This window comes from Fusibacter sp. QWL-12, assembly GCF_058683495.1.
In genome coordinates this window covers 2,145,881-2,161,500 of record NZ_CM178745.1, presented here as the reverse complement: position 1 = coordinate 2,161,500, position 15,620 = coordinate 2,145,881, and the positions used below count along the sequence as shown (strand labels likewise).

Genomic DNA, 15,620 nt, shown 5'->3' with positions numbered 1-15,620 from the left:
CTTTAATATCGCGTAATTATATCGCATAAACCTTTTTATTTTTAACCAAGAAGATTTTATCGTACTTCTCCTTAGTTTGCTCGAATAGTACGTGACTGACGTTAACCACCGTAACGTCTTTCAAATTTAAAATGGTTTCCTCAATCTCTCTAGCAACATGTCCATCAAGACTAGCAAATGCTTCATCTAATATCAGTATGTTTGCATTTTGAAGTAAGCCTCTCGCGATTGCAATTCTACTCTTTTCACCACCAGAGATGTTTTTACCATTATCGTATAACATTCTTTCAAGACCTTCCTCCGACTTGCTAATGAAGTCTGAAAGTCCAGCTTTTCGAATAGCTTCATCAATTGCAGCATCATCGTACTGCTTGTATAATGTGAGATTATTTCTAAGTGTATCCTCAAATATAAATACAGCCTGTTCGATATTAGAGATTTGCTTAAAATAGGATTCTTTTAGTACATTTTTCAAGTCCAGTGCATCGTATTTGATTTGTCCTTTAGAAGGATTAAAATACTTCCTTGCCAATTTTAAGATAGTGGATTTGCCACCACCACTTGGACCGACGATTAAATATTTCTTTCCTTTATCAAACTCAAACGCAACCTCTTCAAGCACTGCATTTTGATCATAAGAGAAGCTCACATCGTCAAAGCTCAATCTATCATTTAGATCGCCCACTGGTAGCGTTTCTTCATGATCCACCTTCTTCTCAAGAACTTCATCTATACGAGAAAAAATGCCCTTTGTTGACTGTACCTTTGGTAGCCACTCACTAATCTGCATCAGTGGGAACATAATTTTTTCCATGTTGTTTACGATAAGAATAACACCACCTAATGTCAGATTCCCTTTAAGTGCCATCCATACTGAAAACGCCAAGAGGCCGTACATGATCGACATCATAATGAAGTTCTGAGTAGCACTAATATAAGATACAATTTTGTCGATGATGTATCCCTTTTCTTGGATTTTCTCCGATTTACCATAAAAATCGCTTCTTACTTTATCTGCTAAATTATTCGATTTAATGATATTAAATGCGCCTAGAAACTCTTTAATATAAATCGTATAGTCTTTATAGTATTCACTTCGGTGAGACTGATGTAGCTGTAAGGGTTTACCCATAATCACGGATACGACAAGTCCCAAAAGTCCAAGTAAGATACCGACTGCAAGTGCAACTGGACTAACATAAGCGATAACGACGATTCCAACGATAAAATTCATGGTATTGAGTACAACTTCGTAAATCCCGTCAATATAGTTCATCTCTACATTTGAAACATCATTGGTTAATGCACTTAAATATAGCGCTGTATTTTCAGCTTGAAACTGGTTGATCTCTTTATCAAAAATTTTATCAATATAGTACGCCTTTGCAGTTACAATTGCCTTTTTCTTATAGATCCCTTTCAAATAAGCCAGTAGCAGTGTCGTAGGAACAAAAACACCGGCTAATAAAAGCATCGTTTTGATATGATCAAACATCAATGATTTATCTTTCGCCATAACGGCATCTATCGCTCTCATAATTTGAATGCTAACTAATCCATCGACAGCATAGACCGCAATCCCCGCTATCGCTGCAAGTATTAAAAAGGGATAGGCTTTTTTGAGTTGTTTTCTCATATTGTCACTACCTCCTTAAAATAAACCTCGCTCGGATATTCCTGAAGCAAGCCACTTTTAAGCTCCAAAACGGCATCGTATTTTTCTGTAATCCCCTCATAGAAGCGATGGGAAATTGCGATCACAGTAGCGTCCAGCGTCAGTAAGGTATCCTCTATAGCGCGTCCTAGCTCTTCATTTAGACTTGAGGTTGCTTCATCTGCAAACAGGATTTGACTCTTTTTAATAATTGCTCTTGCGATGGAAATTCTCTGTCTTTGACCACCTGATAGGTTCTTTCCATTTTCTTGTATTTTATGATCTAGACCCATTTCGAAGGAATCTACTAACTCTTTTAAACCGGACTTAGCAATCGCCTCTTCAACTGCTTCATCACTATATTCTTTGTAAAGTGTAATGTTGTTGCGAAGTGTATCCTCAAATAAGAATACATCTTGGTAGATAAACGAGACATTTTGATTGAAATCCTCTGTGGAAAGGCTGTGGAAGTCAAAACCATCCATTGTGATTTTTCCTTCATAGCCCTCATAGACTTTTGAGATCAATTTGATTAATGTTGACTTTCCTGCGCCACTCGCTCCTTTTAACAGATACTTTTGTCCTTTTTTTAGAGAAAAATTAGCGCTGTTCAGTATGCGGTGATCCTCATAAGAAAAGGTTAAGTTCTCTGCAACGATTTGATTATCAAACGCAAAAGGCACTGTACCTGAATGATTCTCATCAGCAAGCTCGTCACTTACAGTAATCTTCTCATAAATCTTTAAGGTTGCCTTTAACTCATTGAACATCGGCATAACTTGACCTATCGGCCAAACACAGCCATTTGCCAATTGAATCATGAAGGTAATTCGGGTTAAACTCACATCATTAAAGGCTTGCATAATCAAATACATCAAGATACCTACAAATATCACATACCTTAGAATGTTCGTTAAACCTCTTTGCGCTTCTGTGAAGAGTGTAAAATGAAAGCGCTTCGTTTCAACTTTATTGATGGCATCGATGGTTTGATCTAAAAATTTATCATCCATATTATTGAGCTTGAGAATTTCAAGTCCGTTGAATGTGTTTGACGCCTTCAATGTAAAGGCTTCATTATTTTCTGAAACCTCCTCTTGAATTTTCACTGTCTTTCCTTCAAATGATTTCGTTATAAAGAAAACCACTAAAGACACTACAAATATCGCTATTGCAAATTTCAAATCGTAAAAGCCAAGGATGATCAGTGAAACTGAGTAAACCCCAGTATAAAATATTACGTTTAATAATCTATGGAAAAATATTTGTTCAAAGTTGTTGATGTCATTTACAAGATTGGATATGTAGACCTCTTTAGATTTTTTACTAAAGTGCGCATAGCTAAAGCTCATAATCTTGTCAAATGCTTGTTTTCTAATATCTAAAAGTGTATCTCGCATAAAACGAATTCTTAGAAATCGCGACGCAAGCTGTAGCAGTGATGTAGAAACTACAATTATCAACATTATGCCTATAGAAATATAGAAATCGTGGAAGCTTTTGGCTTCCACAACTCCAATTAACTTAGCAAATCCAAAGTTACCAGCCAATTGACCGATAACCGGGAAAAAGCAGGCAATGATATAAATAATAAAAGCTCTTTTTCTCTTTAAGAGTAAGGATTTCATTGTCGCCTCCGCTGTTATATGTTGTACTAAAATTTATCGATGACGATTTTGCCAGAGACTGTACTTGCCTCGATAAAGTGATCGTTTGAACGGTTGTCTATTTGAACCGATTTTTTACTTGAACTAGATTTATCGACGATCGCGAATCCATTTGTATCGATACCACCCGAAACGGTATTGAACTTCAAGTTGAATATTTCAGGTTCGGCAAGGTACATTTTTAAGCTGCCCGATACGGTACTGGTCTTTAGTTTCGTTAACATCGATCCAATTTGAAGTTCGCATGCCCCCGACACGGATTTGGCTTCGACTAAGTGTGCATTCCCGTTTAACTTAACCTTGCCCGAAGTTGAGTTGAGATAAAGCTTCGCAGCCTTTACGTTATCTGCGGTCACCGAACCAGAGGTGGACTTAAGCTGTAAGGTTTGTGTTTTGATATCACCCGCATAGACTTTGCCACTAACCGATCTTGCTTCTAGGTCTACTGATTTAACACCAAGTAATGAAATGCTTCCTGATACGTTTGAAAATTTTCCTTTATCGATTACCATTTCAAGTGGTAGTTTTACATTAATATAGACGGATTTACTAAGGCCACTGCCGCTTTTGAAGAAGTCAAAGATATCAGTTAAGCTTGACGTTCTTTTTTCTTTGATGGAAATCGTATCCTGTTCTTCATTCAAATGTAACCATTCTGGTTTATCGACATACTCTCTTGTGTGATTGTCTAAGATCTCAATTGTAACTTCGTCCACATTTGATCTTTCAACATTTAACTTACACGTTACTAAGGATACATCAAAATTTTTAAACTCACTGGTTCTGATGGTTTCTCCGTAGATTTCTGACTCAATATTGGTATCATCGGCCATTCGATCACTATATAGCTCTTCTCGGACATCCTCTTCTATCCTTTCTGTTTGCTCAAGTGCTTCAATCATCTGAAGCCCTTCATCGACTGAAATTTGACCACTTTCTATCATTTTAAGGATTTCTAATTTATCACTCATATGCATCGCCCTCTATTCTATAAAAATACTGACGTGACTGCCGTCATCTGTGTCAACTGACATTATTTCACCCATTGTACCTTCGTTGATCGCTGTCAAAATAGCATCGTAGTCAACTTCGGACATTGCACCTTGAAACTCTGGCGAAAACTTTTCTCCGAATTTTATTCCCGCTTTAAACAATCCAATAGGCAGCTTAACAGTTACGGGTTTAGATTTAAATTCATTTTCTACCAAAATTCTCACATGCGATGGTTTTGAATTACGGTTAGTACTACTTTTCTTTTCTTCACTACCGCCAATAGCTTGAAGAAGTTTCATCCCTTCATCAGCTGTTATAGTACCATTTTCAATCATCTTAAGTATTTTCATTTGATCTTCTTGCATAATAGCCTCCTCTTACACTATTCTCCGCGAAGCTTTTTCAAAGCCTCTTCAGATGTTAACTCTCCTGTACTTAGCTTTTCCAAGATGTCTTTTTTATTCACTTCTTCTTCACTTGGTTTAACACTATAACCAAGTGCTTCGATTACTTGATCTAGGTTACGCCTTACCGTTGGATATGAAATGCCAAGATCCTTTTCAATTTCTTTTATGTTGCCTCTGTTCTTCACAAATATTTCAATAAACTCTTTTTGTTCGTCGCTAAGATAGCTAAATTTGTCTAATGTAAAATTCCCGTCAATACCTGTCTTACAATGATCACATTGTAGTCGTACAACTTTTAGCTTTGAGCTACATACAGGACATCTTCCCAATACTGTTCTTTTCATTTTTCACCTCTCGTGTTGCAAAACTGATTCACTTTTTCCTCTTAATGCTAAACTACACCTTTTCTTCAATATAATCAATATCATATTGAACATTTTAACCTTATTCTAACTTTTCAATTAATAATATTAATTCATCCGTTAAATTAATGAATCACATATATTATGCGATTAAGATTCTTAACTTTACGATTAATTTTGATAAAAGAAACCGATCTGTGCAAAATAAAAAGAGATATTATCCACCTAATATTTAAGATGAACAATATCTCTTGGTATATACTATTTTTTAATTCTTCAGCACACCGACTTATTATGCTTTGTCCAAAGTTGCAGCTTCTTTGATACTAGCAACGATGTTAGCAACATTTGTTAATTCACTTGGAATAATTAACTTAGTTGCTTGGCCATCAGCCACTTTTGCAAGTGCTTCAAAGCTCTTAAGTGCTAATACAGATTGATCTGCATGAACTTCTTTGATCATATCAAGACCCATTGCAGTTGCCTTTTGAATTTTAAGGATAGCTTCTGCTTCCCCTTCTGCTTCTCTAATTTGAGCTTCTTTTTTAGCTTCAGCTCTTAAGATGGCAGCTTGTTTTTCAGCTTCTGCACTAAGAATTACCGATTCTTTTTTACCTTCTGCGATAAGGATTGCTGAACGTTTTTCACCTTCTGCTCTAAGGATCGATTCACGTCTTTCACGTTCTGCTCTCATTTGTTTTTCCATTGCATCTTGAATGTCTTTTGGTGGTAAGATGTTTTTAAGCTCAACACGGTTTACCTTAATGCCCCATGGATCGGTTGCTTCGTCAAGGATGGCTCTCATTTGAGTATTGATGATATCTCTTGAAGATAAAGTTTCATCAAGCTCAAGCTGACCTATGATGTTACGTAGTGTTGTCGCTGTTAAATTCTCGATTGCTACGATTGGCATTGCAACGCCATATGTGTAGAGCTTTGGATCTGTGATTTGATAATAAACAACAGTGTCAATTTTCATAGTAACGTTATCTTTTGTAATTACAGGTTGTGGTGGGAAATCAGCAACCATTTCTTTTAAAGAAACTTTCTTAGAAATTCTATCAAGGAGAGGAATTTTAAAGTGTAAGCCTGTTTCCCAAGTTGTCATATACGCGCCAAGACGTTCAATGACATATCCATTAGATTGTGGTACAACTCTAATGTTTGAAGCAACTAACAGTAAGAACAGAAGTGCCAAAACGACACCAATTAAGTAACCCATATAAACCTCCTAAATATCATATTAATATATATATTACATTATATCACTTTCGTGATTAAACAATGCTTAAATGCGCATTTCTAATCATACTTTAATGAAGCCACAACGCTTTAGTTTGCACCTTCAATTTTCTTAACGATTAGTTTAACGCCTTCTATTGCAACCACTTCAACTTCTTCATCCAAATCGAATGACTCATGACCTAAGCCCTTTGCCGTCCAAATCTGACCATTAAGTTTAACTTGTCCAACTTCTCTTGAAACGATGGCTTTTGTTACAAAACCTGTTTTACCAATTAGTGCATCTACGTTGGTTTTATTTTGACCGACTTTCAAGAATTTTCTAGCGATTGGTCTTGTGTAGATTAATAGCACCACTGCAACAACGACAAATGCAATAAACTGAACTGCAAATCCAAGTCCAATTGCAGATGCAATTAACGCTACCAGGGCACCTACTGCAAACCAAATCGATGTAAGCCCTAAGGTAAAAGCTTCAACTACAGTGAAAAAGACAATTAAAATTGCCCAAATAATAGATAATGTTTCGCCACTCATAGTACCCTCCTAATAAATCGTGAAGTCTAATATTTATTTGATAGCGCATATCATGTATAATAAAAATATCACTTCTATATACATATCGTTTAATTGCAAAAGCTTTATCTTAATAATTTGCCATTATACCATTATTGCGCTAAGACGACTAAATCTTAATTTAGTTATAATCCATAAATATTAAGAAACTATTAAGTCCGACTTAAGAAAAGAACAATTAACACATAGAGGGTGAATTCATGAACTTACGAAAAAAATACTTTATCTCATTCGGTCTAGTTGCACTGCTTTTAGTCTCACTGGTTTTTAGTAGTGTCTATACTTACAAAGACCCGTTTCCACTTTTCATATCCCTGTTTTTAATCTTTGGAATACCTATGCTCGGCGTATTCTTTCACATTAGAAGAATGGTCAAAATCATCGAAAATAACACCTTTCGTCTGGAACAAAAGCTCGGTAAGCTACCCATCGAAAAAATCGATAAATCCAGGTTTGGTCATTTCAGAAATATAGACACCTTATTTTCGCATTACGAAAGCATCATCACGCAAGCAATTGATGAGCACGACCTTTATGAAAATAGATTAAAGGAACTTGAAAGAATTAATGTTTTCAAGAATCATACGCTCGACACCCTTTTGAAGGTTAACCATTTGTTTCTTAACCTTAACGATTCTGATGATTACTACGAAATCATCCTTCATTCTGCAATTGAGGTTATCGAGAATGCAAATAAGGGGAGTTTATTAGTTCTCAATCAAAAAGACAATTTATACGAATACCACACCTGCGTGGGTTATGATCTCGCCGAATTAAAAAAAGTAAAGATGGAATTAGAAGAAACTTTCTTATATAAAAATGCAAATAATAACTTCGAAGCCCCTGCAATCATCCGTAATATCAAAGAGTTTGATACAAAGATACTTGATGAAAGTCGCGTTACTTTTATTGAGAATGCAGGCGGTCTAGATATTGAGGAAGTCCTCTCTGCTCCTATCGTCATCGACGGAAAAATCTTTGCGATATTAAACATTGATAGTGATCGAAAAGATGCATTTGATGAGATTGACTTACAATTGATTCATTTCTTCTCATCCCAAATCGCAATTGCGCTTAAGAACAAGTATCTTGTAGATGAAACTGTAACCATGTCCCGTTACGACAAGTTAACCGGTGCGGTTAATAGAAACTACTTTGAGAAAATCATAGACGATCATCGAGATTACACTCTAGACACTTTAGAACCCTATGCTATTGTGCTCTGTGATCTAAACTATCTCAAGTTAATAAACGATAGTTTCGGTCATAGTGCGGGTGATGTTATCCTCAAAGAATTTTCAAATATGATAAAAGGCTCTATACGAGAATCTGATGTACTCTCTCGTATCGGTGGCGATGAGTTTGTCATTCTTTTGAGATCCATCACTTTGACACATGCTGAAGAAAAAATGTCTGCCATATTTGAAAATCTAAAGAATCATACCATTGAGTTTCATGGTAATGAACTTCCCGTTAGCTTTAGCTATGGTGTTGCTGCATCACCAGACGACTCAATGATCTATGACATTCTCGTCAAGATTGCAGATATAAGGATGTACAAATTCAAAGAGAAATATAAAGCAGAGCATCCAGAAATACTTAGTATTATCAATACTTTTTAAAAAAAAACAAAAGCATTCATCTCTGTGATGGATGCTTTTTTAAAGCACTTTTTAATCCACTTTTAAGTATAAATTTTTTTATATGTGTTATAATGAATTAATACTTCGAATAACTAAATATTTTGATAATTTAAACGGAGGGTCTTATGCATTTAAATTGGTCACTAAAAGAACTATACAGCAATTTCGGTTCTGAGAACTTTAAAGCTGATTTTGAAAAACTTGAAAATGATATTAAATCATTGAATCAGATTGCAGAATCGTTATCTACAGTAGAAACACTTGAAGCATTTTATCAAAAGCGTTCTACTCTTGAGTCCACTATAATAAAGCTCTACAATTTTGCTAGTTTAACATTTTCATGTGATACTTCAAACGAAGCAGCATTACAAACTGAAAATAAACTAAGAAAGTTCATCTCAGATATAACACCTGCAAGAACAAAGCTAATCCAATTCTTAAGTAAAATAGATGATATTCAATCGTTTATTGCGCCATCTGACTTTTTAAAGCAATTTGAATTTATCATTTGTGAAGATAGAAACTACGCTTCTCATTTGTTGTCTGAAGAAGAAGAGGTTCTTGCTTCAAAGCTTTCCATCACTGGCTCAAGCGCTTGGACCACACTACAGCAAAAATTAACTTCTACTTTAAGCGTATCCATCAATCTTGATGGTGAGGAGAAAAAATTACCGATTACTGTGATCCGTAATATGGCTTACGATTCTTCTCAAGTGGTTAGAAAAACAGCATTTGAAGCAGAGCTCGACGCCTATAGTAAAGTTGACGAAGCAGTTGCTATGTCACTTAATAGTATCAAAGGCGAAGTTTTAACTATGAGCGAACTAAGAGGCTATGAATCGCCAATCGATATGACGCTTGAAAATTCACGTATGTCAAAGCAAACACTAAACGCTATGTTTGGTGCTATAGAAAAATCATTGCCAACCTTCCATGAGTATTTAAAGACAAAAGCAAGCTTACTCAATCATAAAAACGGATTGCCTTTTTATGATTTATTTGCACCGATTGGAACGGCTCAGAAAAAATTCAGCTATGAAGAGGGCTGTCAATTTGTCATCGATAACTTTTCTGCCTTTTCAGACAAGCTAGCTAATGTTGCAAAACACGCTATAGACAATGCTTGGATAGATGTCGAACCTCGCGAAGGTAAAGTGAGTGGTGCTTTCTGTGCGTCGCTTCATCCACTTGGTGAGTTTAGAGTTTTATTAAACTATACCGGCAACCTAGGTGATGTTACCACAATGGCCCATGAGCTAGGACATGGTTATCATGCGATCTGTACAAACGATGAAGACATTCTCAACATCGATTATCCAATGCCTTTAGCTGAAACAGCTTCAACTTTCTGTGAAACGATAGTAAATAATGCGGCTCTTAAAATCGCAACAAAAGAAGAAGCCATTACTATATTAGAAAATTCACTTCAAGATGCAACACAAGTCATCTGTGACATCTATTCTAGATTCTTATTTGAATCTAAATTATTTGAAACAAGAGTGGATCACCCGCTATCGGTTGAAGAATTAAAGACACTTATGACCGATGCTCAGAAAAAAGCATACGGCACAGGACTAGATCAAGAGACGCTTCATCCCTATATGTGGCTGATTAAACCACACTATTATTCTGCGGGTCTCAACTTCTATAATTTCCCTTATGCATTTGGTTTGCTATTTGCAAAAGGCTTATATGCAAAATACCTAGAAGCACCTGAATTTTTCAAAGAAAACTACGATAAGCTTTTGGCTGCTTCAGGTAAAATGTCGATTGTTGATGTTTGCAAAATTATGGCCATTGATGTTGAAAGCGAAGCATTTTGGAATGCGTCTCTCAATCAAATCATGAATGATATCCATGAATTTATTCGATTGGCAGGTGAATTATAATGACAACTTGGAACTTAGATGCACTCTATAAAGGATTTGAGGACCCTCAGTTTCTAGCAGATCTTAAAAAATGTGAAGGCATAACAAAGCGTTATCAATCTCTGATTGAAACACACTTGACCCATCACAAAAATGAAGTCGAGAGCATCGAGGCTTTTTTAACTGCCTTGGTAGATGACGTGACCATCTTGAGAAGGATTGGTGCATTTGGTCATCTATCCTTCACCACTAATTCTAAGTCAAAAGAAGCACTGATGACCAAATCAAAGGTATTAAAATTTGATAGTATGCTGACTGAACCAAGAGTTGTCTTCAAAATCTGGTTAAAAGAAATTACTTCACTCGAATCACTTGCTTCAAAATCTAAGCTGATACATGAACACCGCTTTTTCCTTGAGGAGCTAATCGCTTCAACAGCGCATATGATGTCTCCTAAAGAAGAAATACTAGCTTCAAAATTAGGTGCTACAGGCGCTTCAGCTTGGGAAACGCTGCAAAGTAAAGCATCATCACAACTCGCTTATGACGTTCCATTACCAGAAGGAACACAGCAAATGCCGATTATGGCAATTCGAAATCTGGCATTTAGTGGCGATCGAGCACTTCGTAAAATAGGTTATGAAACTGAACTTAAAGCCTACGAGACACATGCAGAGGTATCTGCTGCTGCTCTCAATGGTATTAAGGGCGAGGTTTTAACTCTTAGCACACTTCGTAAATTTGAGTCACCTCTTGATGAGACGTTATTTAATTCAAGAATGACGCGTAAAACATTGGATATGATGCTTCAAACGATGGAGAAATTCTTACCTGAATTTAGACGTTATATGAAAGCAAAATCTAAATTACTTGGTAACGATGGTCCAATGCCTTTTTATGATATGTTTGCTCCAGTTTCAGAGTCCGATCAAAGCTATACGATTGCGGAAGCAAGAAACTTTATTGTAACGTATTTTGCTGACTTCAGCTCCGATTTATCTAAGTTTGCAGACAAGTGTTTTGAAGAACAATGGATTGATTTTGAACCACGTGCTGGTAAAGTTGGCGGTGCTTTCTGCTCAAATATTCCAAGCATTAATCAAAGTCGAGTCCTTCTCAACTTTACTGGAAAGCTTAAAAATGTCCTTACTATTGCTCATGAGTTGGGGCACGCTTTTCACGGTGATAGGATTATGTCGGAAAGTATATTGAACACTAGCTATCCGATGCCGCTGGCAGAAACTGCATCAATTTTCTGTGAGACCATTGTGAGAAATGCGGTTTTAAAAAATGCCGACGATGACTTGAAGCTTTCGATTCTCGAAAACAGTCTTTCCAGTGCGACACAGGTCATCGTTGATATCTTATCAAGATATTATTTTGAAACGGCAGTATTTGAAGAAAGAAAGGATCATCCGTTATCGGTCGCTGAACTAAAAGAACTGATGATAAATGCTCAAAAGAGGGCTTACGGTGATGGACTTGACGAAAATTATCTACATCCGTTTATGTGGCTGAATAAAAATCACTACTACTATGCAACAAGAAACTTCTACAATTTCCCTTACGCATTTGGATTATTGTTTGCTACTGGACTTTATGCGAAGTACTTAACAGATCCAGCTCAGTTTTTACCAAAATACGATGAAATGTTAAAGGCAACTGGTAAAATGAATATCGTGGAAGTATGTGCTATTATGGATATTAACCCGGAAGACGAAGCATTTTGGACATCCTCACTTGAGAAGATTAAAGAAGATGTTGATTCATTTGAAGCAATTGTGGAACAAAAACTGTCAAAATAGGGATACAAACATGCGTTTGCCCACAATATCCACAGAGTTATCCACAATTATCCACACTTTCTGTTGAAATGGTGTTAATAAGCTCTGAATAAGCTCTTGATAAGTCAAAGTAGAATTATCAACAAAAAAGCGTGATTGATATTGAATCAATCACGCTTTAATTCTGTCTTAATTTTGTGTTGTTAAGTAAAACATTCGTTTCACCTAATTAGGCTCTTATTATTATTCACCAAGTGCATTCAAAATATAATCCATCAACTTAGGGATGTTCGATGTTACATCATCGATAAAAACTCTCTCCCCTTTTAAATGAAGATTTTTTCCCCAAGGTCCAAGATGCAATACTTCTATGTCTAGTGCATCAATTGCATCATACGGTAACTTATACTCTTTATTAAAAGTCGGCATCAATCTTAGAGTGCTATAGACCTCGTGCTGACAAGCCTTCATATAGCTCATATCCGATATGCCCATAAAGAACTGATCCACTTTTATTTTTTGGCTATTTTCAAGACTATAGGCATCAACTATACCTTTTAACTTTTCTTCAAAATAGACTTTACTTGAAACAGCTGGATAAAACGGTGGTAATAATCCTATAACCACAACTGGCTCATCTACATTCAAGTAACCCATTAATGCCTTAATATAGAGTGCAGTATTTTCTTGTATAGAGCGTTCTGAATTGGTACAAACAATATCGTTATATAACACGTCAACATTGACGCTATCTTTTACACGGTCGATTAACTCATCATAAAACAATATTTCAAAATTAATGTCATGACAATCGCAGTAAGAAGGCTGATGCTGCTTTCTCAAAAACTCATTATAAGAGTAATTATATTGATTAATCGCATCCTCCACTGACCATTTACACAATTCTTTTAGCTGTGTCATTTTGTACTCTAGATTCCCTTTTAAAAATAACCAATTAAAAGTGGCTACAGTGTACTCAGGAGTAGTAACAGAATACCCTTCTCTTAGCGTATGAAGATCTAGGAAAGTTGGAGGTGGTGTCATACGTTTATCAATTACATCGCCCATCTCGGTATTTAACTCAATTGCTTTGATAACTTCCATAGCAATAGCAACCGAATTTAGACCCTTATATGCAAGTCCAGAATGTGTGGACTGTCCTTTTGTGACGATGATCGGCATCATTTTACCAACTGAACCAGAGGAAAGTACGATTTCATCTTCATCTACTCTCTCATGTGGTTCTGTTAAGATGGCAAGCTCAAAATCGAGGCGATGCTTCTCTTTTAAATCTAAAATTAACTCTGTTGCAGCTCGCATCCCTACTGATAATGTTTCTTCATCTGGCACGCTGATAAAAAGAATGTTATGCTTATAAGCACCTTCAGTGGCTTTTCTAAGCTGATTGATATTAATCACCAATCCTGCCTTCATATCACAGCTCCCTCTACCAAAGAGCCATTTACCAGAGGCTGCATCTACCTCATTATCGCTAAAATAAACTCTTATCTCCTCAGGATGCGTCCCATCTAAATGTCCATAATCACTTAAGTCAACGGTATCATGGTGTCCAAAAAGTATCACGGTCTTAGGATGTTTCGTTCCACTTAATGCCCAAATAACACTTCTATGTAGTGTATCTGACTCTATTAATGCTGCCCCATATAGTGCATCACTGTTTTGAAAGTGAGGGATACTTTTGATTTCATCCAACAAGATTCTTTCAAATGCTCTTTCGTGTTCCGTTGATGAATCACTTCTATATTTAATGAAATTATTTAACTGATCTATTATCATTTTGTTGTCGCTTTTGTGCATAAATACGTCCTTTTCTAACGTCTGGCTTATACTGTATTATCTCATTATATGGACATAATGACAATGAAATTTAAGTGATTTCTATAAACAAAAGCACACTTGTTAACATTAAAAAACAAGTGTGCTTGCAATTTTACAACTCTGTTCTATTATAGATCATAATAAACTTTATACTCGCGTGGTGATGGTTGTCGTCCCTCAGCCAACGCTTCTTTTTTAAGATAGTCGATCTGATCCGCAATAATTGCCTTTGTAAACACCCCTGACTTAAGGAGATAAGCCTGATCGTTTTCTATCGCATCTATAACTTCGTAAAGATCTTTCGGTAAAGCCCCAATTTTTCTTCTTTCTTCTTCCGTTAATTTGAATATATTGACATCTATTGGACCATAGCCTTGTTCAATTGGATCAATTTGATTTTCAATGCCATCAAACATTGCCATCATCAAAGCTGCATATGCCAAATACGGATTCGCAGTTGCATCAGATGGTCTAAACTCAAATCGCTTTCTATTAGGTTCAATCGCATAGCCAGGGATTCGAACCACAGAGCTCCTATTGGCTGTACCAAAACATAAGCTCACGGGTGCCTCATAGCCTGGCACCAATCTCTTAAATGAGTTCGTCGATGGATTTGTAAAAGCCATAAGTGATGGCGCATGCTTAAGGATTCCGCCCATTGCATAAAGTCCAATCTTACTCATGTTCGAATAGCCACCCTTTTCATAGAAAAGATTTACACCTTCATTTAGTAATTGCATGTGTACGTGCATACCACTTCCAGCTTCACCATAGATAGGCTTTGGCATAAATGTAGCTGTTCTACCATATAAGTGTGATGTATTTTTAATAATGTATTTTACAAGCATCGATCGATCACCCATGATAACTGGTCCCTCAAAATCAAGTTCGATTTCTTGTTGTCCTGGTCCACCAACCTCTGGATGATGATATTTCACTGGAACCCCAACTTGCTCTAATAAACCTACAATTTCATTTCGCATATCAAAATTGATATCCTTTGGACGATCTACATGGTACCCGCCTTTATGTGCTACGATATAACCACTGTTGTTTTCTACTTTACCTGAGTGCCATTCTGCTTGCTGTGTATCTACCAGATATCCAGAGGCTTGTGGCGTCAACTCAAACTGACATCTATCAAACGTATAGTATTCAAATTCTGGTCCTAACAGCACTTGATCTGCATGTCCCATTTCTTTCATATATGACATTGCTTTTTCACAGATGAATCTTGGATCACTTTCAAATCTATAATGTTCTTCATCCACCTTGAAAAGTCGCGTCATAAAAACCAAGGTCTTAGACTCATTGAAAGGGTCGATGAAATAAGACTCCAAATCTGGCTTGAATACCATATCTGATTTTTCAACACTTAAAAATCCGTAGCTCGACCCGTCAAAGCCGATCCCTTGCGTAATAGTCTCTTCAGTAAATCGGCGCGGTGTAATGGTTAAATGATGCCATCTACCTGCTAAATCCAATAATTTAAAATCAATGAACTCAATTTCATTGTTGCGGCAAAACTCTTGTACCTCATGATGGTTTTTAAACATGTCCTTGCCTCCTAAATGTAATGGTTGCT

Annotated in this window: 12 protein-coding genes; 3 read left to right on the top strand and 9 right to left on the bottom strand. The window is 36.4% G+C overall.

Going from position 1 to position 15,620, the window contains the following annotated elements; genetic code table 11:
- Nucleotides 1-16 precede the first annotated feature (16 nt).
- The 7 genes from AC4PID_RS10470 to AC4PID_RS10440 form a co-directional block, all read right to left on the bottom strand.
- The gene (locus tag AC4PID_RS10470; protein WP_492131957.1) at nucleotides 17-1,636 is read right to left on the bottom strand and encodes an ABC transporter ATP-binding protein; all 1,620 of its coding nucleotides are present in this window, start codon (nucleotides 1,634-1,636) and stop codon (nucleotides 17-19) included.
- Nucleotides 1,633-3,282, bottom strand: a complete 1,650-nt coding sequence (locus AC4PID_RS10465; RefSeq protein ID WP_492131956.1) for an ABC transporter ATP-binding protein — start codon at nucleotides 3,280-3,282, stop codon at nucleotides 1,633-1,635. The genes AC4PID_RS10470 and AC4PID_RS10465 overlap by 4 nt, the downstream gene beginning before the upstream one ends.
- 26 nt (nucleotides 3,283-3,308) lie before the next feature.
- Nucleotides 3,309-4,292 (bottom strand): DUF4097 family beta strand repeat-containing protein, encoded by a 984-nt coding sequence (locus AC4PID_RS10460; protein WP_492131955.1) that lies wholly within the window; start codon nucleotides 4,290-4,292, stop codon nucleotides 3,309-3,311.
- 12 nt (nucleotides 4,293-4,304) lie between these two features.
- On the bottom strand, nucleotides 4,305-4,679 hold the full coding sequence (locus AC4PID_RS10455; protein WP_492131954.1) for an SHOCT-like domain-containing protein: 375 nt from the start codon (nucleotides 4,677-4,679) through the stop codon (nucleotides 4,305-4,307).
- A gap of 17 nt (nucleotides 4,680-4,696) precedes the next feature.
- Nucleotides 4,697-5,065 (bottom strand): DUF2089 domain-containing protein, encoded by a 369-nt coding sequence (locus AC4PID_RS10450; RefSeq protein ID WP_492131953.1) that lies wholly within the window; start codon nucleotides 5,063-5,065, stop codon nucleotides 4,697-4,699.
- Nucleotides 5,066-5,375: 310 nt separating this feature from the next.
- Nucleotides 5,376-6,305 carry an SPFH domain-containing protein gene (locus AC4PID_RS10445; protein WP_492131952.1) on the bottom strand — a complete coding sequence of 310 codons (930 nt, stop codon included), beginning with the start codon at nucleotides 6,303-6,305 and terminating at the stop codon, nucleotides 5,376-5,378.
- 110 nt (nucleotides 6,306-6,415) lie between these two features.
- Nucleotides 6,416-6,862, bottom strand: coding sequence for an NfeD family protein (locus tag AC4PID_RS10440; RefSeq protein ID WP_492131951.1), 447 nt, complete (start codon nucleotides 6,860-6,862; stop codon nucleotides 6,416-6,418).
- 239 nt (nucleotides 6,863-7,101) lie between these two features.
- Here AC4PID_RS10440 and AC4PID_RS10435 point away from each other — a divergent pair, with 239 nt between their 5' ends.
- The 3 genes from AC4PID_RS10435 to AC4PID_RS10425 all read left to right on the top strand — a co-directional run bounded on the left by AC4PID_RS10435 (nucleotide 7,102) and on the right by AC4PID_RS10425 (nucleotide 12,217).
- Nucleotides 7,102-8,523, top strand: coding sequence for a sensor domain-containing diguanylate cyclase (locus AC4PID_RS10435; RefSeq protein WP_492131950.1), 1,422 nt, complete (start codon nucleotides 7,102-7,104; stop codon nucleotides 8,521-8,523).
- 146 nt (nucleotides 8,524-8,669) lie between these two features.
- Nucleotides 8,670-10,433, top strand: a complete 1,764-nt coding sequence (locus AC4PID_RS10430; protein WP_492131949.1) for a M3 family oligoendopeptidase — start codon at nucleotides 8,670-8,672, stop codon at nucleotides 10,431-10,433.
- The gene (locus tag AC4PID_RS10425; RefSeq protein WP_492131948.1) at nucleotides 10,433-12,217 is read left to right on the top strand and encodes a M3 family oligoendopeptidase; all 1,785 of its coding nucleotides are present in this window, start codon (nucleotides 10,433-10,435) and stop codon (nucleotides 12,215-12,217) included. The genes AC4PID_RS10430 and AC4PID_RS10425 overlap by 1 nt, the downstream gene beginning before the upstream one ends.
- A 222-nt stretch (nucleotides 12,218-12,439) precedes the next feature.
- On the opposite strand, the gene AC4PID_RS10420 is transcribed toward AC4PID_RS10425, so the two are convergent.
- On the bottom strand, nucleotides 12,440-13,993 hold the full coding sequence (locus AC4PID_RS10420) for a M20/M25/M40 family metallo-hydrolase (RefSeq protein WP_492131947.1): 1,554 nt from the start codon (nucleotides 13,991-13,993) through the stop codon (nucleotides 12,440-12,442).
- A 170-nt stretch (nucleotides 13,994-14,163) separates the two neighbouring features.
- Entirely contained in the window at nucleotides 14,164-15,591 is a 1,428-nt protein-coding gene (gene glnA, locus AC4PID_RS10415; RefSeq protein ID WP_492131946.1) for a type I glutamate--ammonia ligase, read from the bottom strand.
- Nucleotides 15,592-15,620 lie beyond the last annotated feature (29 nt).

What these genes read in the sequence shown, in the direction of transcription:
- AC4PID_RS10470 (WP_492131957.1), bottom strand. Translation starts at nt 1,636, where the DNA reads ATGAGAAAACAACTCAAAAAAGCCTATCCCTTTTTAATACTTGCAGCG.
- AC4PID_RS10465 (WP_492131956.1), bottom strand. Translation starts at nt 3,282, where the DNA reads ATGAAATCCTTACTCTTAAAGAGAAAAAGAGCTTTTATTATTTATATC.
- AC4PID_RS10460 (WP_492131955.1), bottom strand. Translation starts at nt 4,292, where the DNA reads ATGAGTGATAAATTAGAAATCCTTAAAATGATAGAAAGTGGTCAAATT.
- AC4PID_RS10455 (WP_492131954.1), bottom strand. Translation starts at nt 4,679, where the DNA reads ATGCAAGAAGATCAAATGAAAATACTTAAGATGATTGAAAATGGTACT.
- AC4PID_RS10450 (WP_492131953.1), bottom strand. Translation starts at nt 5,065, where the DNA reads ATGAAAAGAACAGTATTGGGAAGATGTCCTGTATGTAGCTCAAAGCTA.
- AC4PID_RS10445 (WP_492131952.1), bottom strand. Translation starts at nt 6,305, where the DNA reads ATGGGTTACTTAATTGGTGTCGTTTTGGCACTTCTGTTCTTACTGTTA.
- AC4PID_RS10440 (WP_492131951.1), bottom strand. Translation starts at nt 6,862, where the DNA reads ATGAGTGGCGAAACATTATCTATTATTTGGGCAATTTTAATTGTCTTT.
- AC4PID_RS10435 (WP_492131950.1), top strand. Translation starts at nt 7,102, where the DNA reads ATGAACTTACGAAAAAAATACTTTATCTCATTCGGTCTAGTTGCACTG.
- AC4PID_RS10430 (WP_492131949.1), top strand. Translation starts at nt 8,670, where the DNA reads ATGCATTTAAATTGGTCACTAAAAGAACTATACAGCAATTTCGGTTCT.
- AC4PID_RS10425 (WP_492131948.1), top strand. Translation starts at nt 10,433, where the DNA reads ATGACAACTTGGAACTTAGATGCACTCTATAAAGGATTTGAGGACCCT.
- AC4PID_RS10420 (WP_492131947.1), bottom strand. Translation starts at nt 13,993, where the DNA reads ATGATAATAGATCAGTTAAATAATTTCATTAAATATAGAAGTGATTCA.
- glnA (WP_492131946.1), bottom strand. Translation starts at nt 15,591, where the DNA reads ATGTTTAAAAACCATCATGAGGTACAAGAGTTTTGCCGCAACAATGAA.